Raw genomic sequence first — 19,492 nt, 5'->3', positions numbered from 1 at the left:
AGGGGATTTTGGGGAATTTTGCAAAGGTCTCATTTTAAGATAAACAGGTCGGTGTTTGTCGGGCATCAATGCCCGACCTGCAACTGTTTTCAGACGACATCAACACCTATTCAAACGCCAAATCCCCCACCAGTTCCGCCAGCGTGTTCAGCCGCTGTTCCGATTTTTCTACAAACGGGTTTGCCGTATCCCACGCATAGCCCGCGAGAATGGCGGAAATCATGCGGCTGATTTCGGGCGCGCGGTTGGGTGCGTACACCACGTTTTGGAAACGGTTGTCGTACCAGCCGTCCACATAGGTGCGAAAAGCGTTTACGCCCACCATCAGCGGCTCGGCGAACTCGCGCTGCCAGTCTGCCGCTTCGCCTTTGAGCTGGCGGGCAAGCAGGTCAGCGGCGAGTTTGGCGGAATGCAGCGCGATGGTTACGCCCGATGAGAACACGGGGTCAATAAACTCGGCGGCGTTGCCTAACAGCGCGAAATGTTTGCCGTGCAGGGTTTTAACATTGGCGGAATAGCCTTGGATGCTGCGGTAGGGGAAGCCGTTTTCCCATTCGGAATGTTTAAAAAATTCAACCAGATTGGGGCATTCTGCCACTATTTGTTTCAACACGGCTTCGGAATCGCCCGCCAGTTTGTCGGGTGTGCCGACCACGCCGAGCGAGCAGGTGTTGTCGTCGAAAGGGATTGTCCAAAACCATACGTCGCGGTGCTGCGGGTGGGTGGTAATCAGGATTTTGTTGTGGTCAAAATCGGCTTCGGCGGCGATGTTGTCGGTGATGCGCGTGAAATGCGCCATGCGAACGCTGCGCCGTTTTTAAACTGAAAGCCTTTCTCGGCGCGCACGGCATCGGCAAAACCGGCTTCTTCCAGCATTTCCATGCAGTGCGGCAGCAGGCTCTCGCCAATCACAAAGCGCGGAAAATGCTGTTTTTCCAGCGCGCATACTTTGAAGCCCTGTTTGTTAAGCAGAGCGGAGGCAACCGAGCCTGACGGGCCTGCGCCGATGACGGCAACGTCAAATTGGGTGTGGGACTTTCGCAGATAAATGGTTTGGCATAAAAGCGTAATTATAGAATTTTACAAGGCAGCCTGAAAATGGGGGAATGGAGTTTGAGGCTGCTTTTTGTTGAGTGGGTTGGGCAATTGATGCACGGATAATGCCCGATTTGCTTTACTTCAATAAAAAAAGCAGTCTTAAAGGCCGTCTGAAAACTTTTCAGACGGCCTTTTACCTTACTTCGTAGCAATGTTCACTTCCGCCGACATCCCCGGCGCGAGGCGTTCCAAATCCTGTTGCCCTGCGTCAAATACGATTTTTACGGCGATGCGTTGGGCGATTTTGACGAAGTTGCCCGTGCCGCTGTCGGCTTTAATCAGGCTGAATTCGGAAGCGGTGGCGGGCGAGATTTCGGCGACTTTGCCGCTGAACGCCTTGCCGCCGAGTGCGTCGATACTCACGCTGGCACTCTGCCCGATTTTCACGTTGGCCATATCGGTTTCTTTGATGTTGGCGATGATCCAGCGTTCGGGCGGCACGACGGACATCAGCTGCGTGCCCGCGCTCACAAGCTGCCCTTGTTTTACGCTGACTTCGCCGAGTTTGCCGCTGGCGGGCGCGTAAATCACAGTATGCCCCAAATCCTGTTTTGCCAAGTCCAGCAGGGCTTGCGCGTTGGCGATGCCCGCCTGTGCGCCCTCGCGCCCTACGCCCGTGTTGATGATGTTCTGCTGCGCCACGGCGTATTGCTCCTGCGCCTGTTTCAGGCCCGCTTCGGCTTGTTTAACGGCGGTTTGCGCGGCATCGCGGCTGCTTTGCGACACGGCATCGGCACTCACCGCCTGTATGCGCTGCCATTCGCGGCGGGCGCGGTCAAGCTGGGCGCGGGCGTTGTCAATCGCGGCTTGGTTGGCTTTGGAGACGGCGAGGGCGGAGGCTTTGTCCTGCGCGGTTTTGTTCAACGCCGCCTGCTGCCCCGCCAGCCCAGCTTCGGCTTGGGCGACTTTGGCGCGGTAGGGCGCGGGGTCGATTTCCACCAGCGGCTGCCCTGCTTTTACGTTGTCAAAATCGCGCACCAGCACTTTCTGCACATAGCCGCCCACGCGCGGGCTGACGGCGGTTACACTGCCGCGCACATAGGCGTTGTTGGTGTAAACCTCGCCCATGCCGAAGGGCGGCAGGCGGAAGGCATACAGGGCAAGCACCACGCCGATTGCGCTGGCGGCGAGTATGCCGATGCTGCCGAAACGGTGTTTTTCAGGCTGCCATTGGGCGGGCTCTTGCGGCTCGGACGGGGTTTCAGACGACGTTTCAGGCTGCATCTCGGGCGGCGGCACGGCGGTTTTTTGGGATTCGGTGTCGGGTTGTTCGGGGGTGTCGGGTTGGGACATTTTTTGCTTTCCGTTGATTTGGGGGTTGATTCGGTTAATGGGTTGGTGCGGTGGTTTTCAGGCTGCCTTTAATGCCGTCTGAAACACTATTTCCCCAACGCCGCAAACACTTTCGCCTTCTCCGCCGCCAGAATATCAATCTTGTAATAACGGCGGTACAGCCACAGGGCGACGGCGACGAGGGTCGATACCGCCGCCATCGCCGCCAGCAGCGCGAACAGGTCGCTGTATGCCGCCACCGACGCTTCTTTGCCCGCCTGCGCGGTGATTTGCGAGACGGCGCGGCCTTGCAGCAGCACCGGGTCAGAGAGGGTGGCAGAGAGGGCGGCGGCGTTGCGCTGGATGTCGGCGGCGAGCGCGGGGTTGGAGAGGGTCAGGTTTTGCGCGATGGCGGCGAGGTGGTCGCGGGTGCGGTAAGTTAAAAACGCGCTGAATGCTGCCACACCCGCCAGCCCGCCGAGGGTTTGCGACAGGCCGAACACGGCGGAGAAGCTCATTATGTGGTCGGGGCTTTTCGCCAGCGCGCGCAGTGCGCCTTCAAGCATCATCGGCCCCATAAACAGCAGCGAGGCAAAGGCAACGATAAACTGGCTGAAATAAAGTTGCGCGGGGCGGGTCTGCATGCCCACGCCGATTTCCAGCCACGCACCGAGGGCGAAACAGGCGAGCGCAACCATCACGGGGCGGCGGATGTCGTTGATATCCAGCAAAATCAGGCTGCCGACCACACCCGCCAGCATTCCGCCCGCAACAATCAGGTAAAACGTGCTCATCTGCGCGCTGCCCACGCCCACCGCGCCCATCAGCCCCGCCGCGCCGACGGTCTGCTGCGAGGTCAAGAGCCGCGCCATCGCGCCCATCACGGCGAAGATGAGGATTTGCGGCACGGTCATCCAGTGCCAGTCCAGCATCGGCTTGTGCCGCGTCGATTCGATGTACAACGCCAGCCCCGTCAGCCCCACTCCGCCCGCGAGCAGCCAGCCGAGCCACTGCGTCGTCCACCACACCGTGCGCCCCTGCACGAGAAAGGCGCACAACAGCGCGATGCCGGAGGCGAACAGGGTAAAGCTGAGCGCGTCGGTCAGCGTGAACGATTTGCGCACGGTGATGCCGGGCGGCAGCGGCAGGGCGAACAGGCAGGCGGTGCAGGCGAGCGCGAGGGTAGCCTGAAAGGCGAACACGCCGTTGAGGTCGCCGTCGCCATACAGCAGCGGCACGAGGCTCTGCGCCAGCGGCGTGCCGACCTGCATCAGACCCAGCCCGAACACCAGCCCGGCCAGCTTTTTCGTGCCGGTAAAGCCCTGCATCATGTAGTAAATCGACAGCACCAGCAGGCCGCTGGCGGCGATGGCGGCGGCAACACACGCGATGAGTTGCACTTCGTAATGGTGATAAACCAGTTGCAGTAGGCTGGCGGCAAGCTGGGCGAACAGGGTGATGCGGACGAAGCGTTGCAGGCCATACGCCTTGCGGACTTTGAAAAAGAGGACGCTCATGCAGGCGTAAGCCATGAAATACACCGCCTGAATCCAGCCGCCCTGCTGCAAATCGAGCGACAAATCGCCGCGCAGCTGCGGCAGCGAGGCGGTGAGCAGCCCGTTTTGGAAGCCCGACGACAGCGCGAGTAATAAACCGATGGCAAGATACGCGAGCCGCCGCTTTTTCGGATGCTCGGGCGAGGCGGGCGAACCCGGCATAAAGGGCATTTCATGCGGCTTGAAGGTGTAGCCGCCGGATTGCAGGGGCATGGGGTTTCCTTTGGTGGGGTGGACGGGACAAAGTTTTAGATTTTTAGGCTACCTCAGCTGTAGAAAATAACCGCATTGTTTACACCACAGGTTGAGAAAAGTAAGCCTGCAAAACCTCAAACGGCGTATCGCCGCCCAGACCCGTGCGGCTTCACAGTGTTATAAAAGTTCACAAATCGGCACAGCTCCTTTTGCCGGTGTTCCGGACTGTCAAAACTATGCTTTTCGTGCCACATTTCCATAATCGTCCGAATAACCCTCTCGGCTTTGCCGTTGGTCTGCGGTCGGGCAGGACGGGTAAACTTTTGATTGATGCCGTTTTCATAACAGGCAGTGCCGAAAGCATGACTTGCCTCGCCTTTATATTCGCTGCCATTGTCCGAATACACGCACTCGATCAAATAGGAGCAGGGTTCGATGACTTGTTCCGTTAGAAACTTGGCCGCACTGTCTGCGGTTTTGTCCGGCAGGATGGCGGCGTACAGTTCTCTTGAGAAATCATCAATGGTGACAAACAGGTAATCTCGTTTGTCGGTGGCTTTCTGCCCTTTGGGCAGCGGCAGTCGCTTGGTATCGACGTGCACCATTTCGCCGGGATAGGACTTGTTGTAGCGTTTGGCCTGCTTTTTGAGTTTTTCCTGAATACTGCGTTCTACCTTGGCCAGACGTTTCATTCCGTACTTTGTCTGTTTAAAACGGTTGTTGGTGCTGGTTTGGGGTTTGAGCAGCCTACCCCTTGCGGCTTTAAGTGCGCGGTAGATGGTGACGCGGCTGACTTGGTAACGACGGGCCAGGGAGGTGACGCTCTCCTTCTCCTGTGTGTATGCTGTCCAAATGGCTTGGCGGTGGTGCGGGGTGAGTCGGGTGTTTTTGTGCATGTTCATGTCAGTATTCTCCTGAAATACTGTAAACAACGCTAGGGATTTCTACACCTTATTTGTCCGCCGCAAAACCTCCGCCAAAGGCGGTATTTAACGCCAGCCACGCGGTAAACAGCTTCGCCTGTGCCTGCGCCAGTTGCGCTTCGTTTTGCAGGGTTTCGTCTTGCGCCGCCAGAAAATCCAGTTTGTTGTCCAGCCCCGCGTGGAAGCGGCTTTGCGCGGCAGCGGCGTTTTTGCGGGCGAGCGCGGTCATCTCGGTCTGGTCGCGCACCGCCGCCAGGGCGGTTTCGTACTGCGTCAGCGCATCTGCCGCCTCGCGCAGGGCGGTGTAAACGTTTTTGTTGTAACGCGCCGCCTGCTCGTCAAACTCGGCTTCCTTGCGCGACAGGTTCGCCCGCAATGCGCCAGAGGTGAAAATCGGCAGGCTCACGCTGGGCAGCAGCCCCGCCATCCATGACGAGGAATGCGGCAGGTTGCCGATTTCCACGTTAGACAAGCCTGCCAACGCTTTAATCGTAATGTTCGGATAAAACTCGGTTTTCGCGCTGGCAACTAAATGGCGGCGGGCGGTCAGTGCCTCGCGCTGCGCCGCCAAATCGGGGCGTTTGCCGAGCAAGTCGGCGGTGAGCTGCGACACGGGCGGCGCGGGGGTGTTGGCGGCGGGGTTGGGCGCGAAGTTGTCCAACGCCTGCGCCGGTTGCCCGGTCAAGGCGGCAAGCGCGTGGCGGATTTGCGCAATGTTGCCGTCCAAATCCGACAAGGCAGCCTGAAAACGGCTGTTGCCTTGCTGTACCGCATAGAGCCTGCTCGGCGCGACCTGTCCGGCGCGGATGAGTTCGCGCACCACCTGCTCGCGCTCGCGGTTCAACTGCGCCCGCTGCGCCACGCGCTGCCGCGTTTCCAGCAGCAACTGCCATTGGCGGTAATACGTCGCCACGCCCTGCGCCAGCAGTAGCCGCGTCTGCGCGATTTCGTATTCCACGGCGCGTTGCTGCCCCAGCGCAGCTTCCAGCTGGTGCTTGTATTTGCCGAACACATCGGGCGACCATTGCCCTTGCAGTTGCAGCGATTCATAAGTGATATTGGTGCCGTGGTCGCCCAGCAGCCGCTTTTCCAAATCGCTGATGAGTTCGGGCTTCTCGCGCTCGTTTACGCCGTCGCGGTGCAGCAGTGCGCCGCTCAGCCCCAATCCAATCTTCACGCCGCGCTGCGAATCCGCAAAATCCGCCCCCGCCTGCGCCTGCCGCAAGCGCGCCTGTGCCGCCGCCAAATCGGGCGAACGCGCGAGGGCGGTGTCAATCAGGCCGTCGAGCTTGGCATCGTTGAGCGCACGCCACCATTGCGGCGCAATCGGCGGCTGCGAGCTGGCGGGCAGACCGAGCGTTTCGGCGGTTTCCACGGCGGCGGGGGTGTGCTTGGGATGAGTGGCGCAGCCCGAAAACAGCGCGGCACAGAGGAAAAATAAAGGGAAGCGTTTGAACAAAAAACGTATCGGGCGGGGTTGGAAAACTTCAACGCACAAGGCAGAGACCTTTGCAAAATTTCTTTTCCTCCAACAACCGAAACCCAAAAACAGGTTTTCGGCTGTTTTCTCCCCCAATCACTCCTAATTTTACCCAAATACCCCCTTAATCCTCCCCGGATACCTGATAATAAGGCATCCGGACCGCCTTTTAGGCGCAAACAGGCACACTTAGCCTGTTGGCGGCTTTCAAAAGGTTCAAACACATCGCCTTCAGATGGCTTTGCGCACTCACTTTACACAGACCAAAATAGGCTGCCCGGGCGTAGCGGAATTTACGGTGCAGCGTACCGAAGCTTTGTTCGACCACATAACGTGTTTTCGATAGATGTCGGTTGCGTTTGGTTTGCGCTTCCGACAGCGGATGTTTGCGGTGGGCTTTGCGCATAATGCCGTCCTTCATCCGATGCTCTTCCAGATGTTGCCGGTTTTCCTTACTGTTATAGCCTTTGTCGGCATAGACGGTCGTACCTTCGGTAATGCCTTCCAACAAAGGCGACAGGTGTTTGCACTCATGGGCATTGGCGGGGGTAATGTGCAGTTTCTCGATATAGCCTTCCGCATCGGTACGGGTATGTTGTTTGTAACCGAGTTTGTAGAGGCCGTTTTTCTTGATCCATCGGGCATTGCTGTCTTTACTCGGTGTGATTTGGCCGCTGACTTGTCCTTCCTCATCAACTTCTATGGCCTGGCGTTGTTTGCTGCCGGCGGTTTGAATAATGGTGGCGTCAATGACGGCGGCGGATGCTTTCTCTAATTTTAGGTTTTTTTCGGCCAGTTGTCGGTTAATCAATTCCAGCAGTTCGGACAGGGTGTCGTCTTGCGCCAGCCAGTTGCGGTAGCGGCATAAGGTGCTGTAATCGGAGATGTTCAGTTCGTCAAAACGGCAAAACAGGTTGAAATCGATGCGGGTGATGAGGCTGTGTTCGAGTTCGGGATCGGAAAGGCTGTGCCATTGTCCGAGCAGGACGGCTTTGAACATGGACAACAGGGGATAGGCGGGACGGCCGCGGTGGTCTCGGAGGTAACGGGTTCTTTGACGGTTCAGGTATTGTTCGATCGGTTGCCAATCAATCACCTGATCCAACTTCAATAGTGGGAAGCGGTCGATGTGTTTGGAGATTATGGCTTGGGCTGTTTGTTGGAAGAAGGTGCTCATGAAAAATCCCCTAAATGTCTTGATGGGAATTTAGGGGATTTTGGGAAATTTTGCAAAGGTCTCAGGCCGTCTGAAGTCTATTTTTCAGACGGCCTTTTATTATTTAGTCATTAGAACGGAATATCGTCGTCGATATCCTCAACCGGAGCGGTCGGTTGTGCCGGAGCAGGACGACGGGCCGGGGCGGCCGGGGGTTCTTGCGCCGGGGCAGATTGGTATTGCTGTTGAGGCGCTTGTTGGTAACTGCTTTGGCTTGAATGACTGCCTTGGTTGTAGCCGTCATCGTATGGTGCGCCGCCGCTGTTGTCGTTGCGGCTGCCGAGCATTTTCATCTCATTGGCGATGATGTCGTAAGCGGTGCGCTCGATACCGTCTTTGCCTTGGTATTTACGGCTTTGGATACGGCCTTCCAAATACACTTGGCTGCCTTTACGCAGGTATTGGCCGGCGATTTCGGCGAGTTTGCGGTACATGGTGATGTTGTGCCATTCGGTACGTTCTACGCGTTGGCCGTTGCGGTCGTTCCAAGTTTCGCTGGTGGCAACGCTGAAGTTACAGACGGCCTCGCCGTTGGGCATATAGCGGACTTCCGGGTCGCGGCCGAGACGGCCGATGAGGATAACTTTATTCAATGACATTTTACACTCCTGTGATGATTTTTTCGGCGGCCTCTTGGTCGAATCCTTTTTGCAAGGCCTTGATATAAATGGTTTGTTTGTCTGCGCTGAAGCTGATGCTTTCGACGCCTTCAATTTCGGTCAGTTTTTGGTGGAGCAAATCCGGATTTTGTTGCCATTCGGCGTTAAGCGGATAGCTGAGGTTTTTGACGGATTTCGGTGCCGGTAAGATGAGTGCCAATACCAGCCACAACAGCATCAATACGCTACAAAAGGTAAAAACACCTGAAAACCCATATTTTTGGAACAATAAGCCGCCGGTCGCGCCGCCGACAAACAAGCCGACTGACTGTAATGTGTTATACACGCCCATCGCCGTGCCTTTCAAATCAGACGGGGCGATTTTCGATACCATAGACGGCAGGCTGGCTTCCAATACATTGAAACCAATAAAATAAACAATCAAATAGGCGGTAATCAACCATATCGAGTGCATGCCAAACAGCAAGCCGATTTGTGCCGCGGCAATGCAGACAATACCGAGGATAAACACTTGCTTGAGCTTGTTACGCGTTTCGCCGACGATAATCAGCGGCACCATAATAATCAGGCCGGTAATGGTTGACGGCAGATAGACTTGCCAGTGATGGATTTTTTCCAAACCCAGCTGCGTCATGGCAAACGGCAATGCGGTAAATAATGCCATTTGCGCCGCATGCAAGGCAAAAATACCGAAGTCGAGATTGAGCAGCTGGCGGTTTTTCAATACTTCGCCCATACGCGAAGGCTGCGCCTGCGTGTCTTCATGCAGTTTTGACTCTTCCGGCTCTGGCGTCATCCACGCAACCACGCCGATACTGATTACCGTCAGGATACCGGTCAGCGCAAACAGGCCGGATACGCCGATAAAGCTGGCAATCATCGGCGCGAGCACCAGGCTGACGGAGAAGGTCAAGCCTATGCTCAGGCCGATCATCGCCATCGCACGCGTCCGCACTTCGCTACGGGTCAAATCCGCCAGCAAAGCCGTTACCGCCGCGCTGACGGCACCCGCGCCTTGAATGGCACGCGCAACAACCAACATTTGCAGGCTGTCGGCAACTGCGGCCAAGAAACTACCGGCGGCAAACACAATCAAGCCGATATAAATCACTTTTTTACGGCCGAACTTGTCGGAAGCGATGCCCAATGGCAGCTGCAACAAGGCCTGTGTTAGCCCGTAAATGCCCATTGCCATACCGACCAATGCTTTATTATCTTCCGCACCGGGCAACGAAGCGGCATACATCGCCAAAACAGGCAGCACCAAAAACATCCCCAGCATACGCAGTGCGTAAACGCCGGAGAGTGTGGTACTGGCACGCCATTCGTGCGGAAACATTTGAATGCGGTTATCTCTTGCCATAAATAATGTTTCAGACGGCCTTAAATTTGCGAAAGGCCGTCTGAAAGTGTGAATTAACAGATTTTCTTATTATACAGGATTCAAAGGAATTGCATGGGGCAAATCGCAAGCCGCTCAACCCCACTGCCATCTATTCCGCCACGCGCCCAATACGGCATTCGGATATTTGTTGCTGCCCAAGCTGCCGTTAAACCTTGCCAAGGCACGGACAATATTGCCTTTTTCGATATTGTTGTAATGGCGCAGAATGGTGCAGCCGTAGCGCAGATTGGTGCGGATGTCGAAAAGGTTGTGTGACGGATTGCCGATATAGTTTTTCCAAAACGGCATCACCTGCATCAAACCGCGCGCGCCCACGCCGCTGATGGCATATTGGCGAAACGCGCTTTCCACTTCAATCAAGCCCAAAATCACTTGAGTATTGAGTCCGGCGCGGCTGCTTTCGTATTGGATATTGATCAGCAGGCGGCGGCGCTCGCCTTCATCGGGAATAAAGCGTGCCAATCGGGAAGACATCGCCGCCAACCAACGCTCCCCTTCCCTTGCATCGGTAAACACCAGCCGCGCAGGACTGGCGCTATTGATCGAACTGCGCATCACGGACGCCACATCATCGGCCAGCGTTTCTTCACGTTGCGCCCCCGCCCAAGCAGCCGCAGGCGTCAAAAGCATGGCTCCGCCGACTTGCAACAGGCGGCGGCGTGATAAAAATAAGGAATCTTGGTTTTCCGATTTCATGTGTTTCTCTTTTTAGGCCGTCTGAAAAGTTCAGACGGCCTTTGATATATTTGCTTAAAATTGGCATTATAAAATACATCTATGAGCAGAATCAAAGAGCTGTATTCCTTTTATTGTCAAGTGATACGGCCTCAAGTAACATTTAGGTTTTTCTAATCAAGCGGTATTTTTTATGACCACCACTCCCGCCAACGTTTTAGCCTCCGTCGATTTGGGTTCCAACAGTTTCCGCCTGCAAATTTGTGAAAACAACAACGGCCAGCTGAAAGTCATCGACTCCTTCAAACAAATGGTACGCTTTGCCGCCGGCTTGGACGAACAAAAAAACCTAAGCGAGGCCTCTCAAGAACAAGCCTTGGAATGTTTGGCAAAATTCGGCGAACGCCTGCGCGGATTCCAACCTGAAAACGTGCGCGTGGTGGCCACCAACACTTTCCGCGTCGCCAAAAACATCGCCCAATTCCTGCCCCGTGCCGAAGCGGCGCTGGGTTTTCCCATTGAAGTCATTGCCGGCCGCGAAGAAGCGCGTCTGATTTACACCGGCGTAGTGCATACCCTGCCGCCCAAAGGCGACAAAATGCTGGTTATCGACATCGGCGGCGGTTCGACCGAATTTGTCATCGGCTCGGATTTGCAACCGCTGACCACAGAAAGCCTGCCTTTGGGTTGCGTAACATACAGCATGCGCTTCTTCCAAAACAAAGTGACCGCCAAAGATTTCCAAGCCGCCGTTTCCGCCGCGCGTATCGAAATCCAGCGCATCAGCAAACTGATGAAGCGTACCGGCTGGGATTTCGCCATCGGCACATCCGGTTCGGCAAAATCCATACGCGACGTTTTGGCGGCCGAATTGCCGCAGGAAGCCGACATTACCGCCCAAGGCATGCGTTATCTTGCCGATAGGATTATCGAAGCCGGTTCAGTTAAAAAAGCCAAATTTGAAAACCTCAAACCCGAACGCGTCGAAGTTTTTGCGGGCGGGTTGGCTGTGATGATGGCCGCTTTCGACGAACTCTCGCTGACCAAAATGACCGTTACCGAAGCCGCCCTCCGCGACGGCGTGTTCTACGACTTAATCGGCCGCAGCCTCAATGTCGATATGCGCGAACAGACAACGGCAGAGTTCCAAAAACGCTACCACGTCAGCCTCAACCAAGCCAAACGCGTTGCCGATACCGCGCAAGCCTTCATGAACAGTCTGTGCCACGCCAAAAACGTAACCGTTCAAGAGCTTGCCCTGTGGAACCAATACCTCAGCCGCGCAGGCCGTCTGCATGAAATCGGCTTGGATATTGCCCATACCGGTTATCACAAACACTCCGCCTACATTCTCGAAAACGCCGATATGCCAGGCTTCTCACGCAAAGAGCAAACCATTTTGGCGCAACTGGTTATCGGCCATCGCGGCGACCTCAAGAAAATGGCGGATATTATCGGCGATAACGAAATCATGTGGTGTGCCGTATTGTCCCTGCGCCTGGCAGCCCTCTTCTGCCGCTCGCGCCTGCCGCTTGATTTACCGCCGCAAACCCAGCTTCGCATTGATGAAAACAACCACAGCTTCATCTTGCGCATCAACGCCCAATGGCTGGAGCAACACCCCCTCATCGCCGATGCGCTGGACTACGAAAGCGCGCAATGGCAAAAAATCGATATGCCTTTCTCGGTTCAAGCACAATAAACCGCGCTCCGTTATAATAGGCAACTTTTTAAGATTCAAACCGCAGGCCGTCTGAAAACGACAGCCTGCCATACATCAAGGAAAACCATGAGAAAACCCCAACGCGGCTACGCCCGCCAAGACCGTGTCAAAGAACAAATCATGCGCGAGCTTGCCGAACTCGTCCGCACCGGCCTGAAAGATCCGCGCGCAGGCTTCATCACCATCAACGAAGTCGAAGTCACCCGAGATTACAGCCATGCAACCGTGTTCTACACTGTCCTCGACGACAGCACACGCGACATCACCGAAGAAGCTTTGGAACACGCCAAAGGCCATTTGCGCAGCGAATTGGCCAAACGCATCAAACTCTTCAAAACACCCGAGCTGCACTTCAAATACGACGAATCACTCGAACGCGGCATGAGCATTTCCAGCCTGATCGACCAAGTGGCGGCGGAAAAACCGGTTGAAGACTGATTGATTAAAACACGCAGGCCGTCTGAACCCTTTCAGACGGCCTGAACATTAATATTCCCTAATTAATATGACCAATAAACCCACCAAACGCCCGGTCAACGGCGTTCTTCTTCTCGACAAACCCGAAGGTCTTTCCAGCAACACCGCCCTGCAAAAAGCGCGGCGGTTGTTCCGTGCCAAAAAAGCCGGGCATACCGGCGTACTCGATCCTTTGGCCACAGGGCTTCTGCCTGTTTGTTTCGGCGAAGCGACCAAGTTTGCCCAATACCTGATTGATGCCGACAAAGCCTACACCGCCACACTGAAGCTCGGCGAAGCCAGCAGTACGGGCGATGCAGAAGGCGAAATCATCGCCACCGCACGCGCCGATATTTCATTATCCGAATTTCAGACGGCCTGCCAAGCCTTAACAGGTGATATCCGCCAAGTGCCGCCCATGTTTTCCGCCCTCAAACACGAAGGCAAGCCGCTGTACGAATACGCACGCAAAGGCATCGTTATCGAACGCAAAGCACGCGATATTACGATTTACTCCATTGATATCACTGAATTTGATGCACCCAAAGCCGTGATAGACGTACGTTGCAGCAAGGGCACTTATATCCGCACCCTCAGCGAAGACATCGCCAAACACATCGGCACATTCGCCCACCTGACCGCCCTGCGCCGTACTGAAACCGCCGGCTTTACCATTGCCCAAAGCCACACGCTCGAAGCCTTGGCAGAATTAGACGAAGCCGAACGCGATGCCCTGCTGCTGCCTTGCGATGTCTTGGTGCAACATTTCCCCAAACTTGAGCTAAACGACTACGCCGTTACCATGCTCAAACACGGCCAACGTCCCCAGTTCACCGAAAACATTTCCGCCGAACAGCCCATCCGTGTATACAACCGAGACGGCACATTTATCGGGCTGGTGGAATATCAAAAAGAAATAGGCCGTCTGAAAACCTTGCGCCTGATGAATACCGCCGACCAATAACTTCCTGCAAAGAGAGCCGATCATGAAAGTCTATACTGCCGCCCAAATGCGCGAACGCGAACAAGCAGCCGTCGATAAAGGCACGAGCTTCGACCAACTGATGGAAAACGCCGGCAGCTCTGCCGCCCGAGACCTCATGCAGCGTCATCCCCAAGCCGGACGCGCCCTGATCGTTTGCGGCAAAGGCAACAACGGCGGCGACGGCCTAGTCATGGCAAGATATATGCAGGCGCAAGGTTGGCATATCGATATTCTGTTTTCACTCGGAGAAAACCTCTCCCCTTTGGCTCAAACCAATCGGGAGCGCCTCAACGGTTTGCCCCATATTGAATTGATATCCGCACAAGAACTGGAAGGCCGTCTGAAAAAAGGTTACGACATCATTATCGAAGGCATATTCGGTACAGGCTTCAGCGGCGCGCTTCCATCAGAAATCGCCGCCCTCTGCCGCCAACTCAATCATTCAGACGGCCTGAAAGTCGCCCTCGATATTCCCACCGGCCTCAACTGCGACACCGCCGAAGCCGATCCCGACACATTCCGCGCAGACCTGACCTACACCTTTGCCGCCTACAAACCGGCACACTTAAGCGAGTCCGGCAAAACCTATTGTCAAGAAACCGTCTGTTTACCTATTGGCATTGATTAAAAAAGCAAATAAGATGTCATATTTAAATCGCTTTATTTTTAGAAACTGCTCATTCTAAAAGAAACACGCCAATTAATTTACGACCAAATTATCAACGACACGGAAACAGACAATGAACGAACAAGAATACCGCCAAACTTTTAAAGAAGATCAAGCCGTCGGCTGGGAAGCCATCGATGCTGCGCTTAAAGCACTTTATGGTGATGTCAAACCACGCTCCTATGGCCCTATAATCAAATATTGGTTGGGAGGCACCGATCCACTGGACAATAGCGATATTTTTGATTGCGAAGAGCAAACCTTCCATCGCCATATTGTTTCCTACGGCATGAGCGAACTTTACTTTAATCCAGAACTTGCCAGTGCAGATTACAGTAAATGGGGATTTGAATTTACCTTCCGTACTCCCCCTTACGATCAGGATCCGGATTCTGACTACAACACCAAACACGAGCCTTATTGGGCAGTCAACATGATGAATAACCTTGGCCGTTACGTTTTTGAAAGCGGCAACTGGTTTGAAGCCTACCACTTTACTTCAACTAACGGCCCTATCCGAATGGATACAGAAACCGCCATCGTCGGCGTAGCCTTCGCTCCAGACCCCAAGCTGCCCGCTATCAAAACGCCAAACGGAGAAGTTCAATTTCTTCAGATAGTCGGCCTTACCCAGCCTGAGCTTGACTGGCTCTGGCAAGATCCAACAACCAAACGTTGCCAAGAGCTGATCGATATGATGCGCAAAGACAATCCGCTGTTGATTACCGATTTAGCGCGTACAAAAAGCTATGTACAACCCTAATTGATAAAGCCGAAGGCCGTCTGAAAACAGATCTTCAGACGGCCTTCGGTTTATTTTTCAAATAAAATAGCAACTTACTTCCAAATCTGCGCCAATTTAATCCCCAGCGCCGTCAAACCAAACGAACCGAAAACATGCAGACAGGTTGCCATCAAAGCCATGCCCCAGCGTTGCGCCTGCATCAAACCCACCATCTCCACTGAAAAACCTGAAAATGTGGTCAAGCTGCCGAGAAATCCGGTAATCCAAAGCAAACGCCATTGCGGATCGGTTAAGAGTTCTGCCAATACACCGATCAGCAGCGCGCCCAGCCAGTTTGCCGCCAATGTACCGATAGAAAAAGACGTAGAAGACACCAGCACCAAGCCAAACAGCCAACGCAATACAGCCCCAACAGCGGCGCCGCAAACAATGGGAAAAATATAAGCAAACATAAAACGTTAAAAATTTAATTGAAAACAGGCCATCCGGTCATGAGGCCGTCTGAAAACCACACAAAGATGCCTTCATATCTTATTGCCAAATCTTAGGCGCAGATTTCAAATATCTGCCGTCATCAAAAGTACAAATCCATTGCGGCTTGAGCGCGATAAAAATGGCTGTTGAAATACCGCTCAAAAATGCCTCTGCCCAAGCGATTAAGAAGAAAACAGGAAAAGCGGTTTTCCACAATACTGTCGTATCAAACACATCCGCCCAATCCAACAAACCGACCAAAACCACACCGGTAAACACCATGCCGACCGCCGCGGCCCAAAAACCATTCAGAAAAATAAAGATAAAGATATTGGCAGGCAAACGCGACACCCAATGGCGGAAGCCCAAGTTCACCAACAAAGGCGGAAGCAATACGGACAAGGCGTTGATGGGGAACATATGCCAATCGCCCCAAAGCCACAAATATGGAAAAAACAGCAAAACGCCGATGCAGAACGCAGCAGAGGTGCCCAGCATTAAAGCCGTCAGGTTCAAGGCGAGCAAATGATAGCTCATGCCGGCCAGTTGTCCGCTTTCCGGAGAGGCATTCAAACTCCAAGCCAGCGGCAACATCACGGCAGCCAACAAAAATGCGGAACGATGCTGCGATACCGACACCCATGCCTGCTTTGCACACAAAGCAAAAATCACCAGCAACACAGGCCATGCCGCCATCACGACACCAACGGGAAACCATCCGTTTTGAAAAATCATCTTCTCATCCGCAAAATGTTCAGACGGCCTATTATACGCGCCTCAAGCCACAGCTTTGACAATCCTGTCTGCCTTTGCCGTTAAAGCTTGTTTCGGCTGGTTTTGTTTACCCGAAAAAAGCGTTAGAATAACGGACTTTGCCGTTTAATTAAGGGGATGGACGCATGCTTTGGACAATATTGGCTTTAATTCTGCTGGCCGCCATAGCCGGATTGTTCTGGTGGCGCCAGAAACAAGAGCAAAAGTGGCGCCAAGAATTGGCCCGACTCAGTGGCGATGAAGAAGAAATCAACGAAGAAGACAGCCCGGTCGGTTTTGCCAGCCAACTGGACAGCCTGAAACGTTTGTTCAGCATGAACAAGCGCACCGCCGACAACCATAAAATCGCCCGCATCCGCCTGCTTTCCGCGCTCGAACACAATAAAACGCAACACGCCGAAACAGACGAAGAGCAAGCAGCAGAGCCCGTTGCCGAAGAGCCGGAACACATCGCAGCGACCAAAGAAGAAATCAAAGTTGCGCCTAAAACCCGCAAATCTGCCAAGCCGGAACGTATTCCCAAAATCACGCCGTTTGCGCAAATGGAAACGCCCGAATACAGCCCGTCTTTGGTGCAAAACAGCAATTTTGAAGAAATCACATTAGAAGAAGCCACCCGTTCCCTGCACGAAGCGGCGGTTGAAGAATGGAACGAACATTTGGCCGAAAAAAATGCGCCGATTTACAAAGACGAAGTCGAGACCCCATTGTTGCGCGCTTCATCCCTGCCGATGACCGGCATGGAAATCATCGACTACAACGACCCTGTTTTGCGCCGCACACGCGAACGTGCCTTGGCGCGCGCCAATAATGTCCGCGTGGCAGAAGCCAATGCGCCGCATATCGAAACCGTTCAGACGGCCTTAAGAACTGCCGAAAAAGAAGCCATCCTCCCCTATACTTCTATGCAGGCATTCCCTTCTGAAATCCAAGCGGAAGATATTCACGACAACCTTGCCCGCCGTACCGCCGCACGCCACAAACTGGCAGCGGCCGTCGCCCCATTGCGCGACTACTCTCCGCGCACCATCGAAAATGACGAAATTCTGGCCAACTTGGGACAAATCAGCCGTCCTGCCAGCTTGCGCCGTCAAGTTCGCCATACCGAAGCGGCCGCCGAAAGATGGGCGCGTAAACAAGCTGCCACGGAAGCTGTTGCACTACAACCTGCCACACCGGCAACGCCGTCCCGTCCAAAACCGGCTGCGCCTGTTAAAAAATCCCCTTATATCTCCCGACCTGCCGCACCAAACGCAACCGTAGTCGAACCGCCTGCCGTACCGGTCGTCCCGATGGCTAAAACCGATATCCCCGAGCCGCCCGTTTTCCAAACCTCGATTGCGCCGATTGATATTCCCGAGCCGCCTGCTTTCGAACATAAAATCCAAGTGCCGATTTTTGATTCGCAAGTCAATGCGCATGTTAGCAACCAGCCTGAACGCAGTATCCGCGATTATTTAATCAGCGAATCTGCGGAAGAAGAAACAGAATTCGATGGTGAACCTGCCACACCTGCACAAGCGGAAACAGAAGCGATTCAAGCGGTTGAAACGATTGAACCTGTTGAATCTATTGAAACAATCGTAAGGCCGTCTGAATATACACAGACAGTCGTTGAAACACCTGTGCAAACCGTAGAACCAAGCATTCAAGAGAGTATGCCAAGCGTAGTTCATCCGACTTCAACAACACTGACCGAGGCACACCTGCCGACCACTGCCCTGCTCCTGCCGCCGCAGTTTGACCCAAGCGCCTCGCAAACTGAAGAACAGTTGCTGGAAAACAGCATTACCATCGAAGAAAAACTGGCCGAGTTCAAAGTTAAAGTCAAAGTGATGGACTCCTATTCCGGCCCAGTCATTACGCGTTATGAGATTGAGCCTGATGTCGGCGTGCGCGGCAGTGCCGTTTTGAACCTTGAAAAAGACTTGGCGCGCTCGCTTGGCGTGGCTTCCATCCGCGTAGTGGAAACCATCCCCGGCAAAACCTGCATGGGCTTGGAATTGCCTAATCCGAAACGCCAAATGATCCGCCTGAGCGAAATCTTCAATTCGCCTGCGTTTACCGAATCCAAATCCAAACTCACCCTCGCACTTGGCCAAGACATCACCGGCCAGCCTGTCGTCACCGACTTGGCCAAAGCGCCGCATCTGCTGGTTGCCGGTACGACCGGTTCGGGTAAATCCGTGGGTGTGAACGCCATGATTCTGTCCATGCTCTTCAAAGCAACGCCGGAAGACGTGCGCATGATTATGATTGACCCGAAAATGCTGGAATTAAGCATTTACGAAGGCATTCCGCACCTGCTCGCCCCTGTCGTGACCGATATGAAATTGGCTGCAAACGCACTGAACTGGTGCGTCAACGAAATGGAAAAACGCTACCGCCTGATGAGCTTTATGGGCGTGCGCAACCTTGCCGGTTTCAACCAAAAAATTGCCGAAGCCGCCGCGCGTGGTGAAAAAATCGGCAGCCCGTTCAGCCTCACGCCTGAAGACCCTGAGCCATTGGAAAAACTGCCGTTTATCGTGGTCGTCGTAGATGAATTTGCCGACCTGATGATGACTGCAGGCAAGAAAATTGAAGAACTGATTGCCCGCCTCGCCCAAAAAGCCCGCGCAGCCGGCATCCATTTGATTCTTGCCACCCAACGCCCAAGCGTGGATGTCATTACCGGCCTGATTAAAGCCAATATTCCGACACGCATTGCCTTCCAAGTGTCCAGCAAAATCGACAGCCGCACGATTCTTGACCAAATGGGTGCGGAAAACCTGCTCGGCCAAGGCGATATGCTGTTCCTGCCGCCCGGCACCGGCTATCCGCAACGTGTACACGGCGCGTTCGCCTCCGATAACGAAGTACACCGCGTAGTGGAATACCTGAAACAATTCGGCGCACCCGACTATATCGATGATATTTTAAGCAGCGGTTCGACCGAAGACTTTACCGGCACCAGCCGCAGCAACGACAGCGACCTCGACCCCATGTATGACGAAGCCGTTTCCGTTGTCTTAAAATCGCGTAAAGCCAGCATTTCCAATGTCCAACGCCAACTGCGCATCGGCTACAACCGCGCCGCCCGCCTGATTGACCAAATGGAAGCCGACGGTATTGTTTCCCCGGCGGAAAACAACGGCAACCGCACCATCTTGGCACAAAGCAGCGACCATCTGGATTAATTTATCCTTGCTTAAATTAAGGCCGTCTGAAAATTTTTCAGACGGCCTT

16 protein-coding genes and 1 pseudogene are annotated in these 19,492 nt (G+C 54.2%); 6 read left to right on the top strand and 11 right to left on the bottom strand.

Annotated elements, in window-relative coordinates; genetic code table 11:
- Positions 1 to 106: 106 nt before the first annotated feature.
- From HMPREF2711_RS00390 to HMPREF2711_RS00350, 9 genes and pseudogenes are all read right to left on the bottom strand, one after another.
- Positions 107 to 1,044, bottom strand: a pseudogene (locus tag HMPREF2711_RS00390) (tryptophan 7-halogenase).
- Between the two features lie 192 nt (positions 1,045 to 1,236).
- Positions 1,237 to 2,391: an HlyD family secretion protein gene (locus HMPREF2711_RS00385; protein ID WP_070615138.1), complete on the bottom strand. Its 1,155-nt coding sequence runs from the start codon at positions 2,389 to 2,391 to the stop codon at positions 1,237 to 1,239.
- An 86-nt stretch (positions 2,392 to 2,477) separates the two neighbouring features.
- Positions 2,478 to 4,139 (bottom strand): MFS transporter, encoded by a 1,662-nt coding sequence (locus tag HMPREF2711_RS00380; RefSeq protein WP_070615135.1) that lies wholly within the window; start codon positions 4,137 to 4,139, stop codon positions 2,478 to 2,480.
- A gap of 116 nt (positions 4,140 to 4,255) precedes the next feature.
- A complete protein-coding gene (locus HMPREF2711_RS00375) occupies positions 4,256 to 5,023 on the bottom strand; it encodes an IS481 family transposase (RefSeq protein WP_003746186.1) in 768 nt (255 codons plus the stop codon).
- Between the two features lie 49 nt (positions 5,024 to 5,072).
- Positions 5,073 to 6,542 (bottom strand): efflux transporter outer membrane subunit, encoded by a 1,470-nt coding sequence (locus HMPREF2711_RS00370; protein ID WP_283118130.1) that lies wholly within the window; start codon positions 6,540 to 6,542, stop codon positions 5,073 to 5,075.
- Between the two features lie 151 nt (positions 6,543 to 6,693).
- Positions 6,694 to 7,701 carry an IS5 family transposase gene (locus tag HMPREF2711_RS00365; protein WP_070615130.1) on the bottom strand — a complete coding sequence of 336 codons (1,008 nt, stop codon included), beginning with the start codon at positions 7,699 to 7,701 and terminating at the stop codon, positions 6,694 to 6,696.
- A 110-nt stretch (positions 7,702 to 7,811) separates the two neighbouring features.
- Entirely contained in the window at positions 7,812 to 8,339 is a 528-nt protein-coding gene (gene ssb / locus HMPREF2711_RS00360; protein ID WP_003746178.1) for a single-stranded DNA-binding protein, read from the bottom strand.
- 1 nt (position 8,340) lies between these two features.
- On the bottom strand, positions 8,341 to 9,723 hold the full coding sequence (locus HMPREF2711_RS00355; RefSeq protein ID WP_003746177.1) for an MFS transporter: 1,383 nt from the start codon (positions 9,721 to 9,723) through the stop codon (positions 8,341 to 8,343).
- 114 nt (positions 9,724 to 9,837) lie between these two features.
- On the bottom strand, positions 9,838 to 10,461 hold the full coding sequence (locus HMPREF2711_RS00350; RefSeq protein ID WP_003746174.1) for a lytic transglycosylase domain-containing protein: 624 nt from the start codon (positions 10,459 to 10,461) through the stop codon (positions 9,838 to 9,840).
- 172 nt (positions 10,462 to 10,633) lie between these two features.
- Between HMPREF2711_RS00350 and ppx the strand changes: the two genes are divergently transcribed.
- The 5 genes from ppx to HMPREF2711_RS00325 all read left to right on the top strand — a co-directional run bounded on the left by ppx (position 10,634) and on the right by HMPREF2711_RS00325 (position 15,034).
- On the top strand, positions 10,634 to 12,142 hold the full coding sequence (gene ppx / locus HMPREF2711_RS00345; protein WP_003746172.1) for an exopolyphosphatase: 1,509 nt from the start codon (positions 10,634 to 10,636) through the stop codon (positions 12,140 to 12,142).
- A gap of 87 nt (positions 12,143 to 12,229) precedes the next feature.
- Entirely contained in the window at positions 12,230 to 12,601 is a 372-nt protein-coding gene (rbfA, locus tag HMPREF2711_RS00340; protein ID WP_003685554.1) for a 30S ribosome-binding factor RbfA, read from the top strand.
- Positions 12,602 to 12,668: 67 nt separating this feature from the next.
- Complete coding sequence (truB, locus tag HMPREF2711_RS00335; protein WP_003746170.1) at positions 12,669 to 13,583, top strand: tRNA pseudouridine(55) synthase TruB; 915 nt, start codon at positions 12,669 to 12,671, stop codon at positions 13,581 to 13,583.
- 22 nt (positions 13,584 to 13,605) lie between these two features.
- Positions 13,606 to 14,232 (top strand): NAD(P)H-hydrate epimerase, encoded by a 627-nt coding sequence (locus HMPREF2711_RS00330; RefSeq protein ID WP_003746168.1) that lies wholly within the window; start codon positions 13,606 to 13,608, stop codon positions 14,230 to 14,232.
- A gap of 112 nt (positions 14,233 to 14,344) precedes the next feature.
- Positions 14,345 to 15,034, top strand: a complete 690-nt coding sequence (locus HMPREF2711_RS00325) for a suppressor of fused domain protein (protein WP_070615127.1) — start codon at positions 14,345 to 14,347, stop codon at positions 15,032 to 15,034.
- 74 nt (positions 15,035 to 15,108) lie between these two features.
- Here HMPREF2711_RS00325 and HMPREF2711_RS00320 read toward each other — a convergent pair whose 3' ends face one another.
- Complete coding sequence (locus tag HMPREF2711_RS00320) at positions 15,109 to 15,468, bottom strand: CrcB family protein (protein ID WP_070615124.1); 360 nt, start codon at positions 15,466 to 15,468, stop codon at positions 15,109 to 15,111.
- Between the two features lie 79 nt (positions 15,469 to 15,547).
- Complete coding sequence (locus HMPREF2711_RS00315; protein WP_070615120.1) at positions 15,548 to 16,225, bottom strand: energy-coupling factor ABC transporter permease; 678 nt, start codon at positions 16,223 to 16,225, stop codon at positions 15,548 to 15,550.
- Positions 16,226 to 16,389: 164 nt separating this feature from the next.
- On the opposite strand from HMPREF2711_RS00315, the gene HMPREF2711_RS00310 reads away from it, so the two are divergent.
- Entirely contained in the window at positions 16,390 to 19,443 is a 3,054-nt protein-coding gene (locus tag HMPREF2711_RS00310; RefSeq protein WP_070615117.1) for a DNA translocase FtsK, read from the top strand.
- The last annotated feature ends 49 nt before the right edge of the window (positions 19,444 to 19,492 follow it).

The sequence above is a fragment of the Neisseria sp. HMSC070A01 genome (genome assembly GCF_001810165.1).
Taxonomy (GTDB): Bacteria; Pseudomonadota; Gammaproteobacteria; order Burkholderiales; family Neisseriaceae; genus Neisseria.
The sequence above is the reverse complement of the archived record's forward strand: the minus strand, read 5'-3'. Positions and strand labels throughout refer to the sequence as shown.